At 68.2% G+C, this 22269-nt stretch carries 23 protein-coding genes; 11 read left to right on the top strand and 12 right to left on the bottom strand.

All coding sequences use genetic code 11. The annotated features are described in order from the left end of the window. Positions 1–219 precede the first annotated feature (219 nt). From secA to ACK4SE_RS12085, 4 genes are all read left to right on the top strand, one after another. Positions 220–3141 (top strand): preprotein translocase subunit SecA, encoded by a 2922-nt coding sequence (gene secA, locus ACK4SE_RS12100; protein WP_409692993.1) that lies wholly within the window; start codon positions 220–222, stop codon positions 3139–3141. Positions 3142–3504: 363 nt separating this feature from the next. Next, positions 3505–4044 carry an RNA polymerase sigma factor gene (locus tag ACK4SE_RS12095; protein ID WP_409692990.1) on the top strand — a complete coding sequence of 180 codons (540 nt, stop codon included), beginning with the start codon at positions 3505–3507 and terminating at the stop codon, positions 4042–4044. Continuing rightward, a complete protein-coding gene (locus tag ACK4SE_RS12090; protein WP_409692987.1) occupies positions 4041–4415 on the top strand; it encodes a DUF6768 family protein in 375 nt (124 codons plus the stop codon). The genes ACK4SE_RS12095 and ACK4SE_RS12090 overlap by 4 nt, the downstream gene beginning before the upstream one ends. Positions 4416–4482: 67 nt before the next feature. After that, positions 4483–5646 carry an aminotransferase class V-fold PLP-dependent enzyme gene (locus ACK4SE_RS12085; RefSeq protein WP_409692985.1) on the top strand — a complete coding sequence of 388 codons (1164 nt, stop codon included), beginning with the start codon at positions 4483–4485 and terminating at the stop codon, positions 5644–5646. Positions 5647–5649: 3 nt separating this feature from the next. Here the strand turns inward: ACK4SE_RS12085 and ACK4SE_RS12080 are convergent, their stop codons facing one another. The 9 genes from ACK4SE_RS12080 to hppD all read right to left on the bottom strand — a co-directional run bounded on the left by ACK4SE_RS12080 (position 5650) and on the right by hppD (position 12769). Continuing rightward, a complete protein-coding gene (locus ACK4SE_RS12080; RefSeq protein ID WP_409692982.1) occupies positions 5650–6549 on the bottom strand; it encodes a hypothetical protein in 900 nt (299 codons plus the stop codon). 306 nt (positions 6550–6855) lie between these two features. After that, complete coding sequence (locus ACK4SE_RS12075; RefSeq protein ID WP_409692980.1) at positions 6856–7626, bottom strand: hypothetical protein; 771 nt, start codon at positions 7624–7626, stop codon at positions 6856–6858. Then, entirely contained in the window at positions 7626–8633 is a 1008-nt protein-coding gene (locus ACK4SE_RS12070; protein ID WP_409692977.1) for a fumarylacetoacetate hydrolase family protein, read from the bottom strand. The genes ACK4SE_RS12075 and ACK4SE_RS12070 overlap by 1 nt, the downstream gene beginning before the upstream one ends. 40 nt (positions 8634–8673) lie before the next feature. Next, positions 8674–9318 carry a hypothetical protein gene (locus tag ACK4SE_RS12065; protein WP_409692974.1) on the bottom strand — a complete coding sequence of 215 codons (645 nt, stop codon included), beginning with the start codon at positions 9316–9318 and terminating at the stop codon, positions 8674–8676. 93 nt (positions 9319–9411) lie between these two features. Further along, positions 9412–9687: a hypothetical protein gene (locus ACK4SE_RS12060; RefSeq protein WP_409692971.1), complete on the bottom strand. Its 276-nt coding sequence runs from the start codon at positions 9685–9687 to the stop codon at positions 9412–9414. Then, positions 9678–10154 carry a methyltransferase family protein gene (locus ACK4SE_RS12055; protein WP_409692968.1) on the bottom strand — a complete coding sequence of 159 codons (477 nt, stop codon included), beginning with the start codon at positions 10152–10154 and terminating at the stop codon, positions 9678–9680. The genes ACK4SE_RS12060 and ACK4SE_RS12055 overlap by 10 nt, the downstream gene beginning before the upstream one ends. Before the next feature lie 225 nt (positions 10155–10379). Then, positions 10380–11447 (bottom strand): isoaspartyl peptidase/L-asparaginase family protein, encoded by a 1068-nt coding sequence (locus ACK4SE_RS12050; RefSeq protein WP_409692966.1) that lies wholly within the window; start codon positions 11445–11447, stop codon positions 10380–10382. 19 nt (positions 11448–11466) lie between these two features. Then, entirely contained in the window at positions 11467–11652 is a 186-nt protein-coding gene (locus ACK4SE_RS12045; RefSeq protein WP_409692963.1) for a hypothetical protein, read from the bottom strand. A gap of 13 nt (positions 11653–11665) precedes the next feature. After that, on the bottom strand, positions 11666–12769 hold the full coding sequence (gene hppD / locus ACK4SE_RS12040; RefSeq protein WP_409692961.1) for a 4-hydroxyphenylpyruvate dioxygenase: 1104 nt from the start codon (positions 12767–12769) through the stop codon (positions 11666–11668). Between the two features lie 160 nt (positions 12770–12929). On the opposite strand from hppD, the gene ACK4SE_RS12035 reads away from it, so the two are divergent. Genes ACK4SE_RS12035 through ACK4SE_RS12025 form a run of 3 tightly spaced genes read left to right on the top strand, consistent with a single transcriptional unit; the run spans position 12930 to position 14658 of the window. Further along, complete coding sequence (locus ACK4SE_RS12035) at positions 12930–13505, top strand: YqaA family protein (RefSeq protein WP_409692958.1); 576 nt, start codon at positions 12930–12932, stop codon at positions 13503–13505. 44 nt (positions 13506–13549) lie between these two features. Continuing rightward, complete coding sequence (locus ACK4SE_RS12030; RefSeq protein ID WP_409692955.1) at positions 13550–14098, top strand: disulfide bond formation protein B; 549 nt, start codon at positions 13550–13552, stop codon at positions 14096–14098. Next, positions 14098–14658 (top strand): demethoxyubiquinone hydroxylase family protein, encoded by a 561-nt coding sequence (locus tag ACK4SE_RS12025; RefSeq protein ID WP_409692952.1) that lies wholly within the window; start codon positions 14098–14100, stop codon positions 14656–14658. The genes ACK4SE_RS12030 and ACK4SE_RS12025 overlap by 1 nt, the downstream gene beginning before the upstream one ends. On the opposite strand, the gene wecC is transcribed toward ACK4SE_RS12025, so the two are convergent. From wecC to ACK4SE_RS12010, 3 genes are all read right to left on the bottom strand, one after another. Then, complete coding sequence (gene wecC, locus ACK4SE_RS12020; protein WP_409692949.1) at positions 14659–15930, bottom strand: UDP-N-acetyl-D-mannosamine dehydrogenase; 1272 nt, start codon at positions 15928–15930, stop codon at positions 14659–14661. Further along, positions 15908–17026: a non-hydrolyzing UDP-N-acetylglucosamine 2-epimerase gene (wecB, locus tag ACK4SE_RS12015; protein WP_409692947.1), complete on the bottom strand. Its 1119-nt coding sequence runs from the start codon at positions 17024–17026 to the stop codon at positions 15908–15910. Before wecB ends, wecC begins: the two co-directional genes overlap by 23 nt. Before the next feature lie 91 nt (positions 17027–17117). Beyond that, positions 17118–18092 carry a hypothetical protein gene (locus ACK4SE_RS12010; protein WP_409692944.1) on the bottom strand — a complete coding sequence of 325 codons (975 nt, stop codon included), beginning with the start codon at positions 18090–18092 and terminating at the stop codon, positions 17118–17120. Positions 18093–18248: 156 nt separating this feature from the next. On the opposite strand from ACK4SE_RS12010, the gene pseC reads away from it, so the two are divergent. From pseC to ACK4SE_RS11990, 4 genes are read left to right on the top strand one after another with little or no spacing between them, the layout of a single operon-like run. Then, positions 18249–19388 carry a UDP-4-amino-4,6-dideoxy-N-acetyl-beta-L-altrosamine transaminase gene (gene pseC, locus ACK4SE_RS12005; protein ID WP_409692941.1) on the top strand — a complete coding sequence of 380 codons (1140 nt, stop codon included), beginning with the start codon at positions 18249–18251 and terminating at the stop codon, positions 19386–19388. A gap of 1 nt (position 19389) precedes the next feature. Beyond that, positions 19390–20097, top strand: a complete 708-nt coding sequence (gene pseF, locus ACK4SE_RS12000; protein ID WP_409692939.1) for a pseudaminic acid cytidylyltransferase — start codon at positions 19390–19392, stop codon at positions 20095–20097. Continuing rightward, positions 20094–21122: a PseG/SpsG family protein gene (locus tag ACK4SE_RS11995; protein ID WP_409692937.1), complete on the top strand. Its 1029-nt coding sequence runs from the start codon at positions 20094–20096 to the stop codon at positions 21120–21122. Before pseF ends, ACK4SE_RS11995 begins: the two co-directional genes overlap by 4 nt. A gap of 11 nt (positions 21123–21133) precedes the next feature. Further along, positions 21134–22258, top strand: coding sequence for an ATP-grasp domain-containing protein (locus tag ACK4SE_RS11990; protein ID WP_409692934.1), 1125 nt, complete (start codon positions 21134–21136; stop codon positions 22256–22258). Positions 22259–22269 lie beyond the last annotated feature (11 nt).

Below are 22269 nucleotides of genomic sequence, written 5' to 3'. Positions count from 1 at the left end.
CCGCAAAAGCCCTCGCGTTGACAGGGGATAGGCCGGTGCTTAAGTCTCGCCCGCGCCCAAGTCGAGGGGTTTTCGATGGATCGCGCGGCCTCGAATTCCCTTGCGGGGCGTGGCCGGGCGCGGTCTGTCGCATCCCTGGCCCCGGCGTCGTTCGCCGACCCTCCCTGGGCCCTCACCTAGCAGAACGAGCGCCCGCTCGACCGCCTGACCGGATTTTTCATGCTCGGCTTCGCCAAAAAGTTTCTCGGCTCCTCCAACGACCGCCAGGTCAAGTCCTTCATGGCCCAGGTCCAGCGCATCAATGCGCTGGAGCCCAGGATGGAGGCGCTCAGCGACGACGAACTGCGCATGATGACGCAGACGTTCCGCGACCGCATCGCGGGCGGCGAGAGCCTGGACAAGATCCTCAACGACGCCTTCGCCGTGGCGCGCGAGGCGTCGAAGCGGGTGCTGGGCCAGCGCCAGTTCGACGTGCAGCTGGCCGGCGGGATGATCCTGCACGCCGGCGGCATCGCCGAGATGCGGACCGGCGAGGGCAAGACCCTGGTGGCGGTGGCCCCGGTCTATCTTAACGCCTTAAGCGGCAAGGGCGTGCACGTCATCACCGTGAACGACTATCTGGCCCGCCGCGACGCGGAATGGATGGGCCGTGTGTACCGGTTCCTGGGCATGGAGGTGGGCGTCATCGTCAACGGCCTGTCCCAGGGCCAGCGCCAGGCCTCCTACGCCGCCGACATCACCTACGGCACCAACAACGAGTTCGGGTTCGACTATCTGCGCGACAATCTGGTCTATGACCGGCGCGAGATGGTCCAGCGCAGCCACCACTTCGCCATCGTGGACGAGGTGGACTCCATCCTGATCGACGAGGCGCGCACGCCCCTGATCATCTCGGGTCCCACGGATGACCGGTCGGAGCTGTATCTGACCATCGACGGCATCGTGAAGGAGATGATCCAGGACAAGGACACCTTCGACCACGACGAGAAGCAGCGTCAGGCCCTGCTGTCCGAGATCGGCTCGGAGCGGGTCGAGGACATGCTGCGCGAGCGCGGCCTGCTGGTCGAGGGCACCGTCGACCTCTACGAAGCGGCCAACGTCACCCTGGTGCACCACGTGAACCAGGCCCTGCGCGCCAATACCCTGTACCAGCGCGACAAGGACTACATCATCAAGGGCGGGGAAATCCTGCTGATTGACGAGTTCAACGGCCGGATCATGCAGGGCCGGCGCCTGTCCGAGGGCCTGCACCAGGCCATCGAGGCCAAGGAGGGCGTGAAGATCATGCCCGAGAACCAGACCCTGGCCTCGGTCACGATCCAGAACTACTTCCGTCTGTACGACAAGCTCTCGGGCATGACCGGCACCGCCGCCACCGAGGCGTCGGAATTCCACGACATCTACAAGATGGACGTGCTGGAGGTGCCGACCCACCGGCCGATCCAGCGCATCGACCACGACGACGAGGTCTACCGGACCGCCGCCGAGAAGTTTCTCGCTGTCGCAAAGACCATCGCCGATCGCCATGCCGCGGGTCAGCCGATTCTGGTGGGCACGGTCTCTATCGAGAAGTCCGAAGATCTTTCGAAGCTGCTGCAGACCCACAACTGGGAAGTGGAGGTCTGGCGGCTCAAGCCCGAGGCGCTGGAAAAGGCCAGCCAGCTGGCTGGCGGACGGCGCATCAAGCCGATCTGGACCCGGTCGGAGCTGGAAACGGATCCCACCGGCGCCAAACTGCTGGACAAGCTGGGCGCTGACGCCTTCACCGTCGAGGTGAAGACGGGCAAGGGCGTGCCGCACAACGTGCTGAACGCCCGTCACCACGAACAGGAAGCCTTCATCGTCGCCGACGCGGGTCTGCCCGGCGCCGTCACCATCGCCACCAACATGGCCGGACGGGGAACCGACATCCAGCTGGGCGGCAACCTGGAGATGCGCATGTCGCGCTGGACCCAGGAGCAGCGCGCCATGGGCAAGGAAATCACGCCGGAGCTTGAGGCCGCCGAGTCCGCGCGCCTGCAGGCCGACATCGAACAGAACAAGCAGGCGGCCCTGGAAGCCGGCGGCCTGTTCGTGCTGGGCACCGAGCGCCACGAGAGCCGCCGCATCGACAACCAGCTGCGCGGCCGGACCGGCCGTCAGGGCGACCCCGGCACCTCGAAATTCTACCTCTCCACCGATGACGACCTGCTGCGCATCTTCGCCGGCGACCGTCTGGCCTCGATCATGGAGACCTTCAAGGTGGCCGAGGGCGAGGCCATCAGCCATTCGTGGCTGAACCGCGCGGTGGAGACCGCCCAGAAGCGGGTCGAGCAGCGCAACTACGAAATCCGCAAGAACCTGCTGAAGTACGACGACGTCGTGAACGACCAGCGCAAGGCCGTGTTCGAGCAGCGCCAGGAGTTCCTCGACACCGAGGACCTGTCCGAACTGGTCGGCGAGTTCCGGCGCGACACCGTGTCTGACCTGGTCGAAACCCACATCCCGCCCAAGGCCTATGCCGAACAGTGGGACATCGATGGCCTCGAGGAGGAAGTCAAAAAGACCCTGGGCCTGGACGTCCCGGTCCGCGCCTGGGCCGCCGAGGAAGGCGTGTCCAACGAGGAGATCGAGGAACGACTGCAGGCCGCCGCCGAGGCCCGCGCGGTCGAGCGCGAGGCCCAGATCGGCGCCGGCCAGATGCGGGGGCTGGAGCGCCAGTTTCTGCTGCAGATGATCGACATGCAGTGGCGCGAGCATCTGGTTCATCTGGACCACCTGCGTGGCGTCATCGGCCTGCGCGGCTACGGCCAGCGCGACCCGCTGAACGAGTACAAGACCGAAGCCTTCTCGTTGTTCGAGACGCTGCTGACCAATCTGCGCCACAACGTGACCCGCTGGGTCATGACGGTGGAGTTCCGCTTCGAGCCCCCGCCGCCTCCCATCGGCGACTTCCAGGAGATTCACCTCAATCCGCTGACCGGCGAGAACGAGATGAAGAACCCGGCGGCCCAGAACCCGGAAGGCGCCCTGTCGGGGGACGACCGCGCCCGCCTGCCGGTGGATTCGCTGCCGCCGGGCTGGGAGCGCACCAGCCGCAACGCCGACTGCCCCTGCGGCTCCGGACGCAAGTTCAAGCACTGCCACGGCGCGCTGGTCTGATCGCGATCGCTCCCTTGCTGTGACTCTCCCTTCTCCCCTCCAGGGGAGAAGGGTCAGGTCGCCGCACCCCTGCGCCGGGATGAGCAGGAAAAACAGCGGGCGATTCCGGGATCAAGGCCCCCGCTTTTCCAGCCCCGACCCCTTGTCCCGCAAGGGTTGGCCAGGAGAACCGCCCCGTTTTCCACCCCCTCGCTTTCGGCTGGTTTATGATGACGGCCGGCGTGGAGAGGAGGGGCCGATTCCAGCAATTCGGACAATTCAGACTATGTTTTTTCGGCGTCGGGTCTGAAATTCCGTCCGGTGCAGTGAACCTTTCTGCGGGCCTGCGCGACTATGGTCGTGAAAGCGCAGCGGGGGCCGTCCGTGCCTATATCCGAACTTGATCGCGTCCATGACGAACTGCTGGTTGTGCTGGTCCAGTCCGGCGACCGGCGGGCTGGCGAGCGCCTGGCCGCGCGCTGGCAACCCCGTCTGTTGCGCACCGCCCGCCGCATCCTGCGCAGCGAGGATCGGGCCCGCGACGCCGTTCAGGACGCCTGGACGTCCATCTTTCGCGGCGTGACGCGGCTGAACGATCCCGCCGCCTTTCCCGCCTGGGCTTTCGGCATCCTGAACCGCCGGTGCCTGGACCGCATCCGGGGCGACAGCCGCCGCGCCGAGGCGGTTGTGGATCTGGATCAGGTTCCCGCCCTGCCGCCGGCTGAAACCGAAGGCCTCGACCTCGTCCGCGCCCTCGCCGGGCTGGACCACGATCACCGCACGGCTGCGGTGCTGCACTTCTGCGAGGGGCTGACCCTGGCCGAGGTCGCCGCCGCCGTCGGCGTGCCCGTGGGCACGGCCAAGTCCCGCATCTTTCACGCCCGCCGCCGGCTCAAGGCGGCCCTGTCCGGAGACCTCCGATGACCCAAGACGCTGACCGCCTGCGCGCCGCCCTCGAGGCGGATGACGAAGCCTTCCTGAACAGACTGGACAAGGAGCGCGGCCTGTTCGCCCAGATCGGCGAGACCTTCCGCGGCCCCATGCGGACCATGACCGTCGCCGCCAATGTGGTCGTCCTGATCGCCACGGCGGTCGGCCTTTGGGCCGTGTGGAAGATGTTCGGCGCGGCCTCCACCCGGGACCTCATCCTGTGGGCCGCCGCCGCCTGGGCCGCATGGACCCTGCAGATCGGGATCAAGCAGTGGATCTGGTCGCGGATGAACACCCTGTCCATCCTGCGCGAGATCAAGCGCATGGAGCTGCGCATGGCCGCTCTGGAGGCGCGCCTGCGGTGAGGCTTGAGCGGGGCCGGGCGGAGGGATAGGGCTAGGGCGCTGCCCATTCCCCCGCGCGAGGCGCTCCGTGAGCTACAAGCCCCTGTTCTCCCGCGCCCTGGGCGCCGATCCAAAACGGCTCCATTTCGCCGCCCACAGCCATCACCTGTGGCCCGACGCGAGCTTTGACGGGCAGGTGCGGGCGTGGGCTGACGCCAATCGCCATGCGGATCGCAAGTGGGACCTGATCTTTGACGAGGTGATCCCGCAGGCGCAGGGCCACGTGGCGCGCGAGCTGAACCTGCCGTCTACCGACACCGTGGTGTTCGCCCAGAACACCCACGACTTCCTTGTCCGCATTGTTTCGGCGGTGGAGAAGAAGCCCGTCCGCATCCTGTCCACCGACGGCGAGTTCCACTCCTTCCGCCGTCAGGCCGCGCGCTGGGAGGAGGCGGGCGAGGCGGTCGTCACTCGCGTGGCTATCGCCCCATTCGACACCTTCCCCGTCCGTTTCATCGAGGCGGCGCGGGCCGGCGGTCACGACCTGATCCTGGTCAGTCAGGTGTTCTTCCGCACCGGCTGGATGGTCGAGGCGCTGGACGAACTGGCGGCCCTTGCCGATCCTGCGGGACCCTGGGTGGTGGTGGACGGCTACCACGGCTTCATGGCCACGCCGACCGACCTGTCTGCGGTGGCGGACCGCGTGTTCTACGTCACCGGCGGCTACAAATACGCCATGTCCGGCGAGGGAGCCGGCATCTTGCATGCGCCGTCCGGCTTCGGCGTACGGCCCGTCGTGACCGGCTGGTTCGCGGAGTTCGGGGATCTGCAGGGACCGCCGGGCGGGGTGGGCTACACCGCCGACGCGGGCCGTTTCTGGGGCGCCACCTTCGACTCCACACCCCTGTACCGCTTCAACGCCGTGCGGCGCATGCTGGACCACGAGGGTCTGGGCACCGCCGACATCTCCGCCCACGCGCGGACGCTGCAGGTCCAGTTCTCGGAGGCCGGAAGCATCGGCCTCTGCGGGCGCCTGAAGGAAGCCGAACTGCTCAATCCGGTGCGGGGCGAAGAGCCCCGGGCGCGCTTCCTGGCCTTCCGTCACAAGGATGCCCAGGCATGGAAGGCGCAGCTTCAGGACGTCGATGTGATCACGGACGTGCGCGACGACGTTCTGCGCTTCGGCTTCGGGCTCTACCAGGACGAAAGCGATGTGGCGCGCCTCATCGAGGTCTGTCGACGCGTCTTGTAGGCCCTAGAAGAACGTGGCGTCTTCCTGCTTCTCGGCACGCGGCGCTTCACGCGGGGTCGTGGGGCGGGACGGCGCCGGACGCAGCGGCGTCGCGCCCTGGGCGGGCGCTGGGCGGGGCGCAGGATCGACTGCGGCATTCGTCGGCGGCTCGGCTGACGGCGGAATGGCCGGCAGATCGCCCAGCTCCGGATAGGGCAGGGGCTCGGGGCCGAAGTCATCCTCGGTCGCAGGCGCAGCGCCCGGGGCGGCGGACGTCTGGTCCGGCGCATCAAGATCGTCGCGGATGAAGGCCCAGGACCGGGGGTCCGAACAGGTGCAGGCCTTCAGATATCCCTCCCGGTCACGCCACAGGATAAGCGGATAGCCCGCCCCGACGCCCTGGCCGCGCAGGAGGCCATTCAGCCTGTCGATGAAGTCGCGCCCGGCCTGGACCACGGCGCCCCGGGCGAGATTGCCGTCGGCGCTGGGGATGCCCGCGGCGGTCCAGTTCCTGGCGGGCGTGGCGGTCCAGCGCTCGTACAGGGACCAGTCCCGGCTCAGCCAGATCTCGGCCACCGTGGCGCGCTCGGCGGCGGTGGACTGGGCCAGGCCCTCGCGGTCGGGTCGGGCGAAGACGATCACGCGGGGCTCGACCCCTGCCGCGCGCAGCTTGGGGAACTCCTCGCGTTCATAGCGCTGGGCCGCCGGGTTGTCGCGCCAGGCGACCATGTAGAGAGGCTCGCCGCCGCCGCCCGCCGAAATCCAGGAGGCCTCATCCAGCAGCCGCTGGATCTCGGCCTGATCCCGCTGGATCACCACGGGCTGGAACCGCGCGTAGAAATTCCAGTACGCCCAGTACCCGCCCCCGGCCAGGCCAAGGCCGATGATCAGCGCAAGGGCGCTCCAGACCAGAAATCGACGCATGGATGGCTCCCCCGGTTCAGCTGGGCCTTATAGCGCGGGATGAAGCAAAAATCAGGCCGCAAGCGCGAGTGTGAAAATCTCATTGCATCCGCCAACCAACGGGAATGCTGACCAGTTGGTCCCCTAACGGGGTTACGTCCTCTGGATTGAGCCGAAAGCCCGGCGTGTCGGGCACGGGCGTCCATGACGGCGTCTGCGTGGCGGCGGAACCCTGAGCGGCCGACACGATGAGGCGACGGTGCTGCAAACGACAAATCCGCCCATCAGCACCTTCAAGTTCGACCGGGCGTCGGGCGTCCGACGCCATCACTCCATCCGGAAGTTCGTCGTCCAGCTGACAATCACCGTAGGCACCTCTGGTACGGAACGGTCGACGTTTCTCAGGCGGCCATTCCGTGTCGCGCGAAGGGCGGCCTCGCCGAAGCCGCCGTCGGCGGGCCACTCCGTCTCGACGACGCATTCCCGCAATCCCCCGCCAGGCCCGGTCAGGCAACTGACCACAGCCACCCCCCGCTCATAGGTGCGACCGGAGGGATACAAGCCGCGAGGCTGTCGGGCCCATTCGAGATTGGCGGGCAAGCCACTCTCGGGGAGGTCGGCCAGAAACACGTCGCGCGGGTCGTCCACCGGCTTGCCGCAAGCTTCCAGCGTCTGGTTCACGGCTGAGGCTGACTGCGGGACCTCGAAGACGTAGCGGAGGTTTTCGCCGTTGGGCCCTGCCTCGCGCACGACCATGTCGAGCGTGCCTCCCTCCCGAAAACTGCGGGCGTACAGGGCAGGGGTGTAGCTGAAGGCGGTCGCCGGATCCTCGCCGACGAACCAGCCTTCTTCCCCCCAGTCCTCATCTCCGAAACGCACATGGATCTGACGGGTGACATCGTCCTCGGGGGCGAGGCCGGTCACCATGAGATGAAAGGCCCCGTCCTTGCACCGGGCGAACACGCCTAGGCCGCCCTCATAGGCCACGATGGCCGCAGTCAGGTCTTGTTCGGGATCGACGACGAAGTCCCAGTCTGCGGTGTCTTGCGCGGCTGCCGTGGTGGCGACGAGCGCCACAACCGTCGCGAGGGCTTTCATCACATCGTCTCCACTACCTGCTCGATGGCGCCGAAGATCGTATGGCGCTCGTCGTCCAGCATCTCGATGCGGACGGTGTCGCCATGCTTGAGGAAGGGGGTTTCGGCCTTGCCGCGCAGGATGGTCTCGACGGTGCGGACCTCGGCGATGCAGGAGTAGCCCAGGCCGCCGTCGCTGACGGGCTTGCCGGGGCCGCCGTCGGCGTCGCGGTTGGACACCGTGCCCGAGCCGATGATGGAGCCGGCGACCAGCGTTCTTGTCTTGGCCAGGTGGGCGATCAGGGTTCCGAAGTCGAAGGTCATGTCGACCCCCGCGTCAGCCTTGCCGAAGGGCTGGCCGTTCAGGGCGACGGTCACCTCGCCGTGCAGCTTGCCGTCCTTCCAGCGATCTCCCAGCGCGTCGGGCGTGACGAAGACAGGCGACAGGGCGCTGGCGGGCTTGGACTGGACGAAGCCGAAGCCCTTGGCCAGTTCGCCGGGGATCAGGTTGCGCAGGGACACGTCGTTGACCAGGCCGATCAGGCGGATGTGGTCCAAGGCTTCTTCGAGGGTCACGCCCTGGGGCACGTCGCCGGTGACCACCACGATCTCGGCCTCCAGATCACAGCCCCAGGCCTCGTCGGCCAGCGGGATGGGGTCGCGGGCGCCCAGCATGGAGTCCGAGCCGCCCTGATACATCAGGGGATCGGTCCAGAAGCTGTCGGGCATCTCGGCGCCGCGCGCCTGACGCACCAGAGCCACGTGGTTCACATAGGCCGAGCCGTCGGCCCACTGGTAGGCGCGGGGCAGGGGGGCGGCGGCGTCGCGCTCGTGGAACCGGCCACGCGGCACGGCTTCGTGCTCCAGGCTTTCGGCCAGGGCGCGCAGCTGCGGTTCACAGCGGTCCCAGTCGTCCAGCGCCGCCTGCAGCGTGGGGGCGATCAGAAAGGCGTCAGTGAACCAGTTCAGGTCGTTGGAGACGACCACGAGGCGGCCGTCGCGGCCGTGCTTGAGCGATGCGAGTTTCATGCCTCAGGCTTACCGGTCATGGACGGCCTTGGGAAGCCGATCAGCACAGGTTCGCCCGGGCGCGGCGCAGCTCGACCAGGCGCCGGGGCTTGTCACGCCAGTGATCGGCGAAGGCGTGCAGGGCGGCGCGCAGGCGGGCGACCTCGTCTCGCGGATCTAGCTGGGGGGATTTGGGTTCATGGGCCCCGTGGCCGCCGCCCGGCTTGTGATCGGCTTCGCCGGGCGCGGCGTGCACCGTCATATGGCCGTTGTTGACCACCACCAGATCAGGACGCTCGCGGTCCGCCTTTTCCGGATGCGGCGGGTGGTCGTGGCCGTCATCGCCGTCATCACCGGGATCGAGCAGGGTCTTGATCTCGGTCCAGGGCGTGTCGACGCCGTGGGCCAGGATCAGGACGCCGCCGAGGCGCCGATCGAGCACGTCCACCAAGCGGCGGGCCTTGCCGCGCACGTCGTCGCGGGAGGCCTTCAAGGCGTCCTCCGCCGCCTTGCGGACGGCGTCGTAGATGGCCTCACAGGGGTCGTGCTGTCGCGGACCCATGCGTTCGCGCCCGTACCAGCCGCAGGCCACGGCCAGCAGCAGGAGAAGCAGGAACAGCAGCAGGATCACCGGCGGGACGCTGAGGAACAGGTCGGTGTCCGCGGGATAGGCGGCGGCGGGGGTGTCGAACTCCAACGGATACATGGCGCTTCCCCTGTTGCCCTGCGGAGCGCCATCTTGGCCAAGCGAAGCGGCGTGGCAATCGAAAAGGTTAACGCAGGTCGTCGAACGGGGATCTCAGGGCTCCGAGGCGTCCCTGGTGAGGGTTGCGCCGGCCTCGGCGCCCTCGCCAGCCCCGGGATCGCGCACCTCGACCTCGACCCGCACGGCTCCGGGCGGGTCGTGAGCCCAGATGTAGCGCCGCTCGATTTCCACCTCGCGGCCCGAGGGGGCGTAGCCCGTGAAACTGTCGCCCCAGGGGGTGATGCGGGTCAGCTCGGGCCAGGACAGGCCGCAGGCCGCGTCCAGCTCCTCGATGGCCATGGCCGAGAGCTCGTCGTCGTTCACAGCCATCGGCGCACCTTGCCCTTGTAGGCGCGGTAGGCCTCGCCGAACTTGCGGTCCAGATAGGCCTCCTCGCGGACGATCACGAAGCGGTCGACGACGATCAGGCAGGGCAGGATCATGGCCGCCGCCAGCGGGCTGTCGAGGCCTATGGCCAGGCCGGCGTAGATGATGGTGAAGCCCACATAGATCGGGTTGCGGCTCAGGGCGTAGATCCCGGTGGTGATCAGGGCGGTGGAGGGCTTCCACGGCTCCACCGCCGTGCCCGCGCGCCGGAACAGGCCCGCCGCGGCGCCCTCGACGATCAGGCCCAGGGCGACCAGCACCAGCGCCGCCCCGCGCCGCCACAGGTCGGGCAAGCCAAGCGAGGGCTCGCCGATCAGATTGCCCAGGGTCCAGCCCCCCGCCAGAAAGATCAGGAAGATGATGGGCGGCGGGGCGATGACGCCGGGGATGTCGCGGGGTTCGGAGGTCATGGCGTCAGGATATCGCTCGGCTCGCGTTGGAGGAAGTTTCAGACTCGGGGCGCGAAAAACAGGGTCCGAATTGTACGAATTGTCCGAAATCAGACCCTGAGTTCGGATTCAGCGCCGAAAAAACAGAGTCCGAATTGTACGAATTGTCCGAATCGCCGCCTTGCTCCTGACGCGTCCCGGCCATTGTAAGGCGCCGGGAAGGAGCGGGATCAAATAAATCCCGGATCAGTCCTCGTCGCCGTAGATGGCCACCCGCAAGTCTGTGCCCGAGGACACGGCGCCCCGGTACATGCCCGAGGTGTTCAGGCTGAAGACCGCGTTGCCCTGCGCGTCAAGAGCGATGACGCCGCCATCGCCGCCGAGGTCGCCGACCTGTGCGATCTCGGCGTCCGCAGCGGACTGGAGGTCGGCGCCCACAGCCGTGCGCGCGCAGATGTCCCGGGCCACGGTGGCGCGGATGAAATACTCGCCCGAACCGGTGGCGGAGACCGCGCAGCCGTCGATGTTGGAAGCGTAGGTGCCCGCGCCGATCACCGGCACGTCGCCGACCCGGCCCCAGCGCTTGGCGGTCATGCCGCCGGTGGAGGTGGCCGCCGCCAGCCGTCCTTCGGAGTCCAGCGCCACGGCGCCCACCGTGCCGAATTTGCGCTCGTTCAGGGGCGGGGCGGGCAGGCTGGCCTGTTCGTCCGGGTTGGGTGCGCCGGCGGGGCGTTCGGGGATCGGCAAACCCTGCGCCTCAAGCGCGCTGACCAGACCGCGCCAGCGGCGCTCGGTGAAGAACCAGGACGGGTCCACCTGCTCCAGACTCCGTTCGACGGCGAAGGCGTCGGCGCCCTGGCCGATCAGCATGACGTGGGGGGATTGCTCCATCACCGCGCGGGCCAGGGCGACCGGATGGCGGGTGCGGGTCACGCCCGCCACGGCGCCGAGGTTCAGGTCGGTGCCGTCCATGATGGCGGCGTCCAGCTCATTGGCCCCGGCGGCGGTGAAGACCGCGCCGCGCCCGGCGTTGAACAGGGGGTCGTCCTCCATCAGCTGTACCGCCGCTTGCACCGCGTCCAGCGCCGAGCCGCCGTTACGAAGCACCGCCGCGCCCGCGTCCAGCGCCGTGGACAGGGCAGCGCGATAGGCCGCGTCCTGTTCGGGGCTGAGATCGGCCCGCTCGATGACGCCCGCGCCGCCGTGGATGGCCAGGGACCAGCGGGCCCCGGCGTCCTGGGCATGAGTGGCCCCCGCGCACAGAGCCGCGGCAGCGGCCAGGGCCGAAAGGGCGATTCTCGCGATGGACGTCATGTGATGTTCCTCGAAACGATCAGTGATGCCGACCCGAGCGCCAGCGCCAGATACGGACGACGAGCCAGGGCAGAAAGCCGACGATCAGTCCGATCAGCACCAGCTGCCAGTACCCGGCTCGGGGCAACTGGGCGTAGGCGGCCAGAACGGCCAGGCCCGCAAGAGGCGGGCCCAGCCAGGGGGTCCAGCGGGGCGGTCCGCTCACCGCGCCCCCTCCGTCAGGCGTCCACCTTGATGACGCCGCGCCGGATCTGGTCCAGTTCGATGGAGTCGAACAGGGCCTGGAAATTGCCCTCGCCGAAGGCCTGGTTGCCCTTGCGCTGGATGATCTCGAAGAAGATCGGGCCGAAGGTGTCCTGGGTGAAGATCTGCAGCAGCAGGCCGTCCTCGTCGGAGCCGTCGATCAGGATGCGGTTCAGCCGCATGCGGGCGACGTCCTCGCCGTGGTTGGGCAGGCGTTTGTCGATCAGGTCGAAATAGGTCTCGATGGTGTCCTGGAAGGGGATGCCGCGCCGCTTCATCTCCTCGACCGTCTCGAAGATGTTGTCGGTGGCCAGGGCGATGTGCTGGATGCCCTCACCGTTGTAGCGACGCAGGAATTCCTCGATCTGGGAGTTGTCGTCCTGGCTCTCGTTCAGGGGGATGCGGATGGCGCGGTCTGGGGCGATCATGGCCTGGGACAGCAGGCCGGTCGCCTTGCCCTTGATGTTGAAATATTTCTGCTCCTCGAAGGCGAAGACGTCGCCGTAGAAGCCCGACCAGGTGCGCATCTGGCCGCGACGCACGTTGTGGGTCAGGTGGTCGAGGCTGAACAGGCCGACGCTGTTCTTGCGCTCGGCGTCCTGCCAGCCCTCGATCTCGGTCCAGCCGTCGTACAGCGAGCCCGCCTCGCCATAGGCGTCGACGATGTAGAGCAGAGAGCCGCCGATGCCCTGCAGCACATAGGGATAGTCGCCGGCGAGGGCGCCGCCGTCATGGCGCTCGGCGGGCTTGGCGCCGCGCGACACCGCGCCTTCGAAAGCTGCCTTGGCGTCCCGGACGCGGAAGGCCATGCCGTTGGCCGAGGGGCCATGGTCGGTGGCGAACGCGGCCGCCTGACCCCTGGGCGTGCGGTTGACCAGCATGGTGATGTCGCCCTGTTTCATCCGGACCACGTCATTGGCCGGGTTCACATGGGTCCGGGTGAAGCCCATCAGTTCCAGCCGTGCGATCATGGCCTCGGGCTCCGGGCCGGTGAACTCGACGAATTCGAAACCGTCCACGCCCAGCGGGTTTTCGGCGTCCAGAGCCTTGGAAGCGGCTGTCTGAGGGGCGTCGTGCATGGGTCTTCTCCCTTGGGATTCGAATGCCCTGACGGCGGCTCGCCGCAGGAATTTGGGTCGGAACCTAATCATCTGCGCCCCGGTCGCCAAGCGCTGCGCCCCGGATCAGGGCCAGGATCAGGGTAAGACGCCCTCAATCAAGCCGTGCTAGGGCCAGTCGATGCTGCGCAAATTGTATCACTGGACCCTGCGCCTGGCCGGTCATCGGCGGGCGGTGCCGGCGCTGGCCGCCGTGTCTTTCGCCGAGAGCGCATTCTTTCCCGTGCCCCCTGACGTGATGCTGGCGCCCATGGTTCTGGCGCGTCCGGATCGGGCCTACATCTATGCGGCGATCTGCACTTTCGGCTCGGTGCTGGGCGGGGTCGCCGGGTATCTGATCGGCTATTTTCTCGAACCTGTGGGCCTATGGTTGCTGGGCGCCATGGGAAAGGCCGACGTCTTCGCGGCCAGCGAGGCCACGTTCAACGAACATGGCGTGTGGGCCGTGGCCATCGGCGGGTTCACACCGCTGCCCTACAAGGTGGTCACGATCGCCTCGGGCATCTTCGGGTTCAGCTTTCCCCTGTTCATCTTGCTGTCCGTCCTGACCCGGGGCGCGCGCTTCTTCATGGTGGCCTTCGTGGTCAAGACGTTCGGCCCGGCGATGCTGGCGGTGGTGGAGCGGCGGCTGCTGACGTTCACCGTCATCGGCGCCGCCCTCATGGCGGCGGGTTTCGCGGCGGCGGCGCTGCTCTGATCTGGCGCATCGACGGGCAAGCGGAGCCGGGCTAGAACACCGCCATGCTGAGCGCCTATCGCCTGATCACCCGCTGGTGGACCGCCTTCGCCCTTGCGGCCTCACTGGCCTTGCTGGGCGCCGCCCACGCCTTTGAGCGTTACGGGGGCCTGGCGCCCTGCAACCTGTGCCTGAAGCAGCGCGAGGTGTTCTGGGCCGCGGTGGCCATCGCCCTGCCGGCCACCCTGTGGGCCGTGTTCAGCCGGGCCAGCCGGGGCACGCCGCGCATCGCCGCCTTCCTGCTGGCGGCCGTGTTCGCCACGGGGGCGGTGACGGCCGGGTTCCATGCCGGCGGGGAGCTGGGCTGGTGGTCGCTGCCGGCCCTGTGCGCTGGCGGCGGCATGGTGGACCTGGATGCGCTGACCGCCCTGGCCATGGGCACGGCGCCGGAGGCTCGCCCGGCCATGTGCGACGCGGTGGTATGGAGCTTCCTGGGGCTGTCCATGGCAGGATGGAACGTCCTGTTCTCGGCGGGGTTGGCCGGGTTCAGCCTGCTGGCGGCCAAACGTCCCAAGGATGCGCGGGCGCCCAGGATAACGCCGGAGAGACGCTGATGACCCGACGCATTCCCCTGCCGCGCCCCGGACGCGGGGCCCCTGCGGCTCGTCTGGCCGAGATGCTGCGGGTGGATCATGCGGGCGAGATGGCGGCGGTGCAGATCTATCGCGGCCAGAAGCGGGTGTTCGAGGCTGCGGGCCGGTCAGGAATCGCCGCCGACATGGCGCGCATGGAGGGCGAGGAAGACGTGCACCTGAAGCGCTTCGAGGCGCTACTGACCGAGAAACAGGTGCGGCCCACCCTGATGACCCCGGTCTGGCGACTGGCCGCCTATGGGCTGGGGGTCGGCACGGCGCTGATGGGCGAGAAGGCCGCCCATGCCTGCACCGAGGCGGTGGAGAGCGTGATCGGCGAGCACTACGCGGATCAGGCCGACGAGGTCGGCGACCGTGACCCGGAGATGGCGGCCCAGTTCCGTCAGTTCCGCGACGAGGAAATGGCGCACCACGATCACGCTATCGCGGAAGGGGCTCACGAGGCGCCCGCCTATGCGGTGCTCAGCGCGGTGATCAAGGCGGGCTGCCGCGCCGCCATCAAGATCAGCGAAAAGATCTGATCAGGCCCAAAGGCCGCACGCGTCCACCACCCGGGCGTCGGGGCGATGCAGGGTCTTGAACTCGGCGTGCGGGACGAGGGCCAGCACGACCGGCTCCTTCAAGGCGGCGTCATGGGGCACGATGGCCAGACCGTGATCGGTCGGCAGGGCGCTGGCATAGGGATCGGCGCAGACCACGCGACCCGGATAGAGTGCCGACAGGGCCTTGGCGATGTTCAGAGAGGGACTTTCGCGGAAGTCGTCCACGTCGGCCTTGAACGTCATCCCGAGACAGCCCAGGCGCAGGCCGGGGTCCAGGTCCATGACTTCGCAGACCTTCTCGATGACGAAGCGCGGCTTTCCGTCGTTGACCAGGCGCGCGGTGCGGATCAGCCGGGCCGACTCGGGGGCCTGGGCCACGATGAACCAGGGATCCACAGCGATGCAGTGACCCCCGACGCCCGGGCCGGGGGTCAGGATGCTGACGCGGGGATGGTGGTTGGCCAGCTGGATGACTTCCCAGACGTTCAGGCCAAGGTCGTCGCAGACCAGCGACAGCTCGTTGGCGTAGGCGATGTTCACGTCGCGGAAGGCGTTTTCGGCCAGCTTGACGAATTCGGCGGAGCGGTCGTCGGTCAGCAGGATCTCGCCCGAGGTCATCGAGCGATACAAGGCGGCGGCCCGGCGGGCGGCGCGGGGCGTGATGCCCCCGACCACGCGGGCGTTGCTTTCCAGTTCGCGCAGGGTGCGGCCCGGGATGACCCGTTCCGGCGAATAGGCCACGTCGACGTCGCCATCGTCCCGGTCGGTGCTGCTGAGCGGGACCTTCAGATCCGGGCGCAGCGCGGCGATGCGCTGGGCCACCTGGCGGGTGGTGCCCACGGGGGAAGTGGATTCCAGAACGACCATGGAGCCCTTGACGAGCCGGGGCGCGATGGCTTCGACGGCGCTGAAGACCGATCTCAGATCGGGGTGATTGAAGTCGCCCGTCTTGGTGGGCGTGGGAACGGTGATCAGATAGGCGTCGGCCTCGGGCGCCTCGTTCACCGCGGTCAGCCCCTTGCCGGCCGTGACGGCGGCCAGAAGCAGATCAAGGCCCGGCTCGACCAGATGGCTGCGCCCCGCGTTCACCGAGGCGACCACAGCTGGCTGAATGTCGTAGCCGATGACCCGGTGCCCGGCCCGCGCCATCACCGCAGCGGTGGGCAGGCCGATGTAACCGAGGCCGACGACGGCCACGGTCATGCGTTCCTGGGACTCAGCCTGGAAGTCAGCGTAGATGGTCAGCGGCATCAAGCAGTCCCTGAACAATGCGCCGGCTGGCATGGCCGTCGCCGTATGGGTTGTCGTTTCCGGCCCGCGCAGGACGGGCCAAGGCCTCTAACACCCCCGAGACGATACGGTTCGGGTCGGTACCCACCAAATATGATACGCCCGCTTCCACAGCCTCGGGGCGCTCGGTCACCTCTCGCATGACCAGCACGGTCTTGGCCAGAGACGGCGCCTCCTCCTGCACGCCGCCGGAGTCGGTAAGAATGACGTCGCACCGGTCCATGAGATAGACGAAGCTCTCGTAGTTGACGGGTTCGATAAGATGAACCCGGGACGAGTCCCTCAATAGCTCACGAACAGGCCCACGCACATTCGGATTCAAGTGAAGGGGGTATACGATTTCCATCGTGTCGTCTTCACCCAGACGCCTGAGGGCTTCGCAGATGTCCCGGAAGCCGCCGCCAAAACTCTCCCGGCGATGACCGGTGACCAGCACGAGGCGCTTGCTGCGGTCCAGGAAGGAAAACGTCTGGTCGAGGCGATCCTTGACTTCGGGACGGGTCCGGATGCGATCCACCATGAGCAGCAGGGCGTCCACCACCGTATTGCCGGTCACCAGCACCCGCTCTGGGGCCGCGCCCTCCGCAAGCAGATTGTCGCGGGCGCGGGGGGTGGGGGCGAACATCAGTCGGCTGACCATGTCCACCAGTCGGCGGTTGAACTCTTCGGGCCAGGGCTGGTCCATGCGCCCGCTGCGCAAGCCGGCCTCCACGTGCGCCACAGGGATACCGGCATGGAAGGCGGCGGTGGCCGCCGCGGCGGCCGTGGAGGTGTCGCCGTGCACCAGCACCAGATCGGGCCGTTCGGCCCCCAGCATGGCGTCCACGCCGGTTACGGCGGCGGCGAACAGGCCGTTCAGGCTCTGGCCCGGGGTCATCAGCGCCATGTCGGCATCCACGGCCAGATCGAACAGGCCCAGGACCTGGTCCAGCATCTGCCGATGCTGGCCTGTGGACCACACGCGGCATTGCACGCCGGGGGTGTCGCGCAGCGCCTGGACGACCGGCGCCATCTTGATGGCTTCCGGCCGGGTTCCAAAGATCACTGCGATGCGCATGGGTGGTTTTGTTCCAACTGGCGGACCGTCTGGAGCATCCCGGGCGCCGTGGCCGGCGTCAATAAGGCGAACCGGGAGCAAATGTAACCCGTCAGGCGAGAGAGTCGCGCGCCGCTCGCGCCAGACGGGCCACGCCCTGGCCGTCGACGGCGGCGCGCCCGCATCGGCTCATGGCCTCACGCCGCTCCGGAGACGCCAGGGCTTCAATATGGGCCGCGATGCGGTCGTGCAGGCCGGGCGCGTCCCAGTCGCCAGCCGACGCCATGGCGTCGGTGCGCGGCCACTCGCGCAGGTGTCGGGCCTGATTGTCGGCGACGCCGACCATGATGGTGGGCGCGCCGCAGCGGGCAAGCTGGAACAGGGTCTGGCCCGCCGCGCTGACCGCCACGTCACACGCCAGCATCAGATCCCGCAGGGCCTTAGCGGCGAGGTTCCTGTGCACGACCACGCCGTCGGGCGGCGCCGAGTCCCTGGCTCCGGCGCCCAGCACCAGATCCACCTGGCAGTCCGGCAGGGTTCGGCGGATCAGGCCGGCGACGCCGGCGCCCAGCCCGCGGAGGTCCGTACCTCCGGTCAGCACCAGCGCCCGGCCTATGCGGGGTGGAGACGGCGCGCGCTCCGGGATTCGCCAGAAGGCCGGGGGCATGGGCTGCCACCGGGGGCCGATCAGCCAGCGGGCGGCGCGGCCGGACCGGTCCAGATCGCCCGGCGAACTGTGGATCACCAGGCCGGGCGGATAGTGGTCATGCTCCAGGTCATCCAGGCAGACGACGAGGGCGGCGGACGCGGCGAGGAGCGCCAGGGCCTGCGGCGTCGCCTCGTAGGAATCCACGATCACCAGGTGGCCCTCGGCGGCGATTGCCTGGACCTGGCTCTGCCACGCCAGCCACTGCACGGCTTCGGTTCGCAGCACGACGCGCGCGGCCTCGTCCCCGTCGACGATCCAGCGGACCGGCCGCCCTTCCCGCCGCCAGTGGGCCGCGTACCCCAGGCAACGCCCAAGGTGCCCCAGCCCGCGCCGGTGGTCGCCTTCGCTCAGGATCAGAAGCGGAGGGAGCAGGGCCATCGTCCTTGATGCGGAGCCGAAGGCTTGCGTGACGCGAGACGCAGGCTCGGCGGGTTCCGGGGTTGCTGACAATCGATCAACAGGTTAGCGGTTCGGCCACCCGCGATCACGGCTTCGAGCTTGCGCGTTCGCGTCGGCGGAATGAAGGAACGCACCGTGATTCCCTATGGTCGGCAAACGATAGAGGCGGATGACGAAGCCGCTGTTCTGGACACCCTGCGCTCGGATTTCCTGACCCAGGGGCCGCGCGTGCCGGCCTTCGAACGACAACTGGCGGATTATGTGGGCGCGCGTCACTGTCTGGTCCTGTCCAGCGCCACGGCGGCGCTACACGTGGTCTATGCGGCCATGGAGCTTGGAGGCCGCGAGGGCATCACCACCCCCAACACCTTCGTGGCGACGGCCAACGCCATGGCCTATGCGGGGATCAGGCCGCGCTTCGCCGACATCGACCCGGCCACCTTCAATCTCGATCCCGATGCGGTGGAGGCGGCGCTGACCGACGACACCGCCCTGATCGCGCCGGTGCATTTCGCCGGGCTTCCGGCCGATATGGCGCGGTTCGCGGCGCTGGCGAAGGCGCGCGGGCTGAAGCTGGTGGAGGACGCCTCCCACGCCATCGGGTCCGAGTATCCAGACGGCGGGAGGGTGGGCGACTGCCGCTACTCTGACGCCACGGTGTTCTCCTTCCACCCGGTCAAGACCATGACCACGGGCGAGGGCGGGGCCATCACAACCAATGACGACGCGCTCTACGAACGCATGGCGCTGCTGCGCTCCCACGGCATCGAAAGGGCGCCCGAGCGCATGGGCGAGAACCCCGGTCCCTGGTTCTATGAGCAGCAGCTTCTGGGCTTCAACTACCGCATGACCGAAATGCAGGCGGCGCTGGGCGCCACCCAGCTGGCCAAGCTGGACCGGTTCGCCAACCGCCGCCGGGAGATCATCGCGGCTTATCACGCGGGGTTTTCGGACCTGAACTGGCTGAACCTGCCGGTGCAGCCGAGCCAGACGGTGTGCCACCACCTGTTCGTGCTGCAGATCGATTTTGAGGCCATCGGCCAGAGCCGGGCCGATGTCATGGCCCGGCTGAAGGCGGCGGGCGTGGGCACGCAGGTCCACTATATCCCTGTGCATCTCCAGCCCTGGTACCGCGAGCACTGCGGCACGGCGTCGGGTGACTTTCCTCATGCGGAGCGGTATTACGACCGCACCCTGAGCATTCCCCTTTATCCGGCCATGACCGATGCGGATGTCGCGCAGGTGATCGCCGCCGTGCGCGCCTTGGGGGCCTGAGATGCGCATCGCGGTCATTCCGGCCCGGGGCGGATCCAAACGCATTCCGCGCAAGAACATCCGCGAATTCGCCGGACGGCCGATGATCACCTGGTCCGTGGGCGTGGCGCTGGAAAGCGGCCTGTTCGACCATGTTGTGGTCTCCACCGACGACGAGGAGATCGCCGCAGTGGCCGAGGCGGCCGGGGCGACCGCACCCTTTCGCCGTCCCACCGGTCTGGCCGACGATCACACCCCGACGCGGCCGGTCATCGCTCACGCGATCCGCGCCATGCAGGATGTGACCGGCACAGCGGTGGCGCAGGCCTGCTGCATCTATCCGACAGCGCCGTTTCTGAATGCGGGCGACCTGAAGACCGGTCTGGACCTGCTTGCGGACGGCCGGTTCCGCTATGCGTTCTCGGTGACCAGCTTCGCCTATCCCGTGCAGCGCGCCTTGAAGCGCCTGCCGGAGGGTGGGGTGGGCATGCTCCAACCCGAGCATCGCCACGCCCGGTCGCAGGATCTGGAGGAGGCGTATCACGACGCGGGCCAGTTCTACTGGGGCACGGCGGACGCCTTCCTCTCCGACCAGCCGGTGTTCGCGCCACACTCGGCGCCCGTGGTCCTGCCGCGCTGGCGGGTGCATGACATCGACACGCCCGAGGACTGGGTCCGGGCCGAGTTGGTGTTCCGCGCCCTGAATCAAGGCGGGCCGTCCGGCGCATGATCCTGTTCCGCTGCAATGTTTCGCCCTCGGTGGGCGCAGGGCATCTGACCCGTTGCCGCACCCTGGCCGCCATGCTGGTGGAGCGGGGCGTGGCCTGCGCCATGGCGGGGCCGGAGGAGAGCTGGCGGCTGCCCGGCGACGACGCCCTGTTCCAGAGCTGGACGCCCCTGACCTGGACCACGGGTGAGGCGGACGCAGAAGCGTTCATCGCCCTGGCCGAGCGGCTTGGTGCGCGGGTGGCGGTGATGGACGACTACCGCATGGACGAGCCCTATCAGCTGCGGCTGCGCTCGGCAGGGCTGACATGGCTGCAGCAATTCGATGCGTCCAATCCACCGCCGTTCTGGGCCGATTTCGTGGCGAACGGCGGTCCCCGTGAAACCCCGGAGCATTATCGCGCGTTGGCGCGAAACCCGGCACTGGAATTCCTGCTGGGCCCGGAGTTCGCCGTCCTGAGACCTGCCTTCTGCAATCTGCCGCCGCGCAAGGCGGGTCGACCGCTGAAGCGGCTGCTGATTTCGTTCGGCGGCGGCGATGACCGGGGCATGGTGGTGCGCACGCTGGAGGCGTTGATGGAGGGGCCGGACGACCTTTCCCTGCGGGTCATGTCGGGTGCGGGCAATCCGGGCAACGGGTCGATCCAGAGCTGGATCGCCGACCATGCGCCGGATCGCGCGATGCTGGCGGTCAATCCCGAGGACGTGGCGGGTGAGTATCTGAACGCAGATCTGGCCGTGATCGCCGGGGGCACCAGCACCTTCGAGGCGGCGGCGGCGGGTGTTCCCATGCTGATCACCGCCATGGCCGACAACCAGATCCGGCAAGGTCTGGGCTGGCAGGACCGGGGCGCGGCGATCTATCTGGGGCGCGCGCCGGAGGTGAATCCCCTCGATATCGCCGCCCATGTGGCCGCCCTTGCCGCCGACGACGGGCGGCGGACGACCATGTCGCGGGCGGGACAGGCCAATGTGGACGGGCAGGGCTGCGCGCGCCTCGTGGACCGGCTGATCGGAGCGCTGAACTGATGGACGACGCCATGCGCGACAAGACGGCCCTGGTGCTGGGCGCCAACGCCGGTCAGGCGGACCTGATCCGCTATCTGGCCGCACAGGGCTGGCGCGTCACCGCCTGCGCCCACCGGCCGGGCGGGGCGGGTTCAAAGCTGGCGCACGACTTTGCCCTTGTGGACATCAATGACCGCGACGGGGTCACTGAGCTGGCCCGCTCGATCGGGGCTGATCTGGTCTATTCGGTCTCGTCCGATCTGGCGGTGCCGGCGGTGGTGGAGGCGTCGAGCCGGCTGAACCTGCCCCACTATTTTGATCACGATCTGGTCGCGCTGCTGGACGACAAGGCGGCGTTGCGGGCCCACCTGAACGCCCGCGAGCTGTCGGTGGTGCCCTATCGACGGGTCAAGACGCTGGAGGACTGCGTCGACTGGGCGGCGTTCCCGTGCATGGTCAAGCCGGCGGACTCCCAGGGCCAGCGGGGGGTGGCAAAGGTCAACGGGGTGACGGAGTTCGAGGAGGCGGTGCGCCGCGCCCTCGATCTGTCGCCCACGGGCACGGCCATCGTCGAGGCGTGGCTGGAGGGGGTAGAAATCTCCTACAATGTGCTGGTCGCCGACGGTCGGGTGGTGGTCAACGAATGCTCGGAACGACTGGTGCACGGCGAGCATCTGGTGGGGGTGCCCAGCGGGCATCTGATCCCGCCGGTGGCGGTGGATCAGGCGGTGGTGGGTCAGGGCGCCGCGCTGGTGGAGGCGGTGGTGGCCTCGCTGGGCGTGCGCGACGGCACGCTCTATTTCCAGATGAAGGCCACGCCGGAAGGGCCGAAGATCATCGAGATCGCGCCGCGACTGGACGGGTGCCACATCTGGCGGCTCATGAAGCATGCGCGGGATCTGGACTATCTGGACCTGGCGGTGCGGCGGCTGACGGGCGAGAGCATCTCGGCCCGGACCACGGGCCGCCGGGCCGACGGGGTCTATGAGTTGATGTTCCAGCAGACGCCGCCGGGCGGCGCTTTCTCGGCCGCCGATTTCCCGGTCCCCGAAGACGCGCTCTATCACGAGTACCGCTACGAGGACGGCGAGACGGTTCTGCCCATCAATGGCCGCATGGAGGTGGTGGGATACTATGTGCGCAGGCGAACAAACTGACATGAGGCAGG

The organism is Brevundimonas sp., assembly GCF_046293315.1.
Classification (GTDB): domain Bacteria; phylum Pseudomonadota; class Alphaproteobacteria; order Caulobacterales; family Caulobacteraceae; genus Brevundimonas.
Note: the sequence above shows the minus strand (reverse complement) of the source record. Positions and strands in the feature narration are given on the sequence as shown.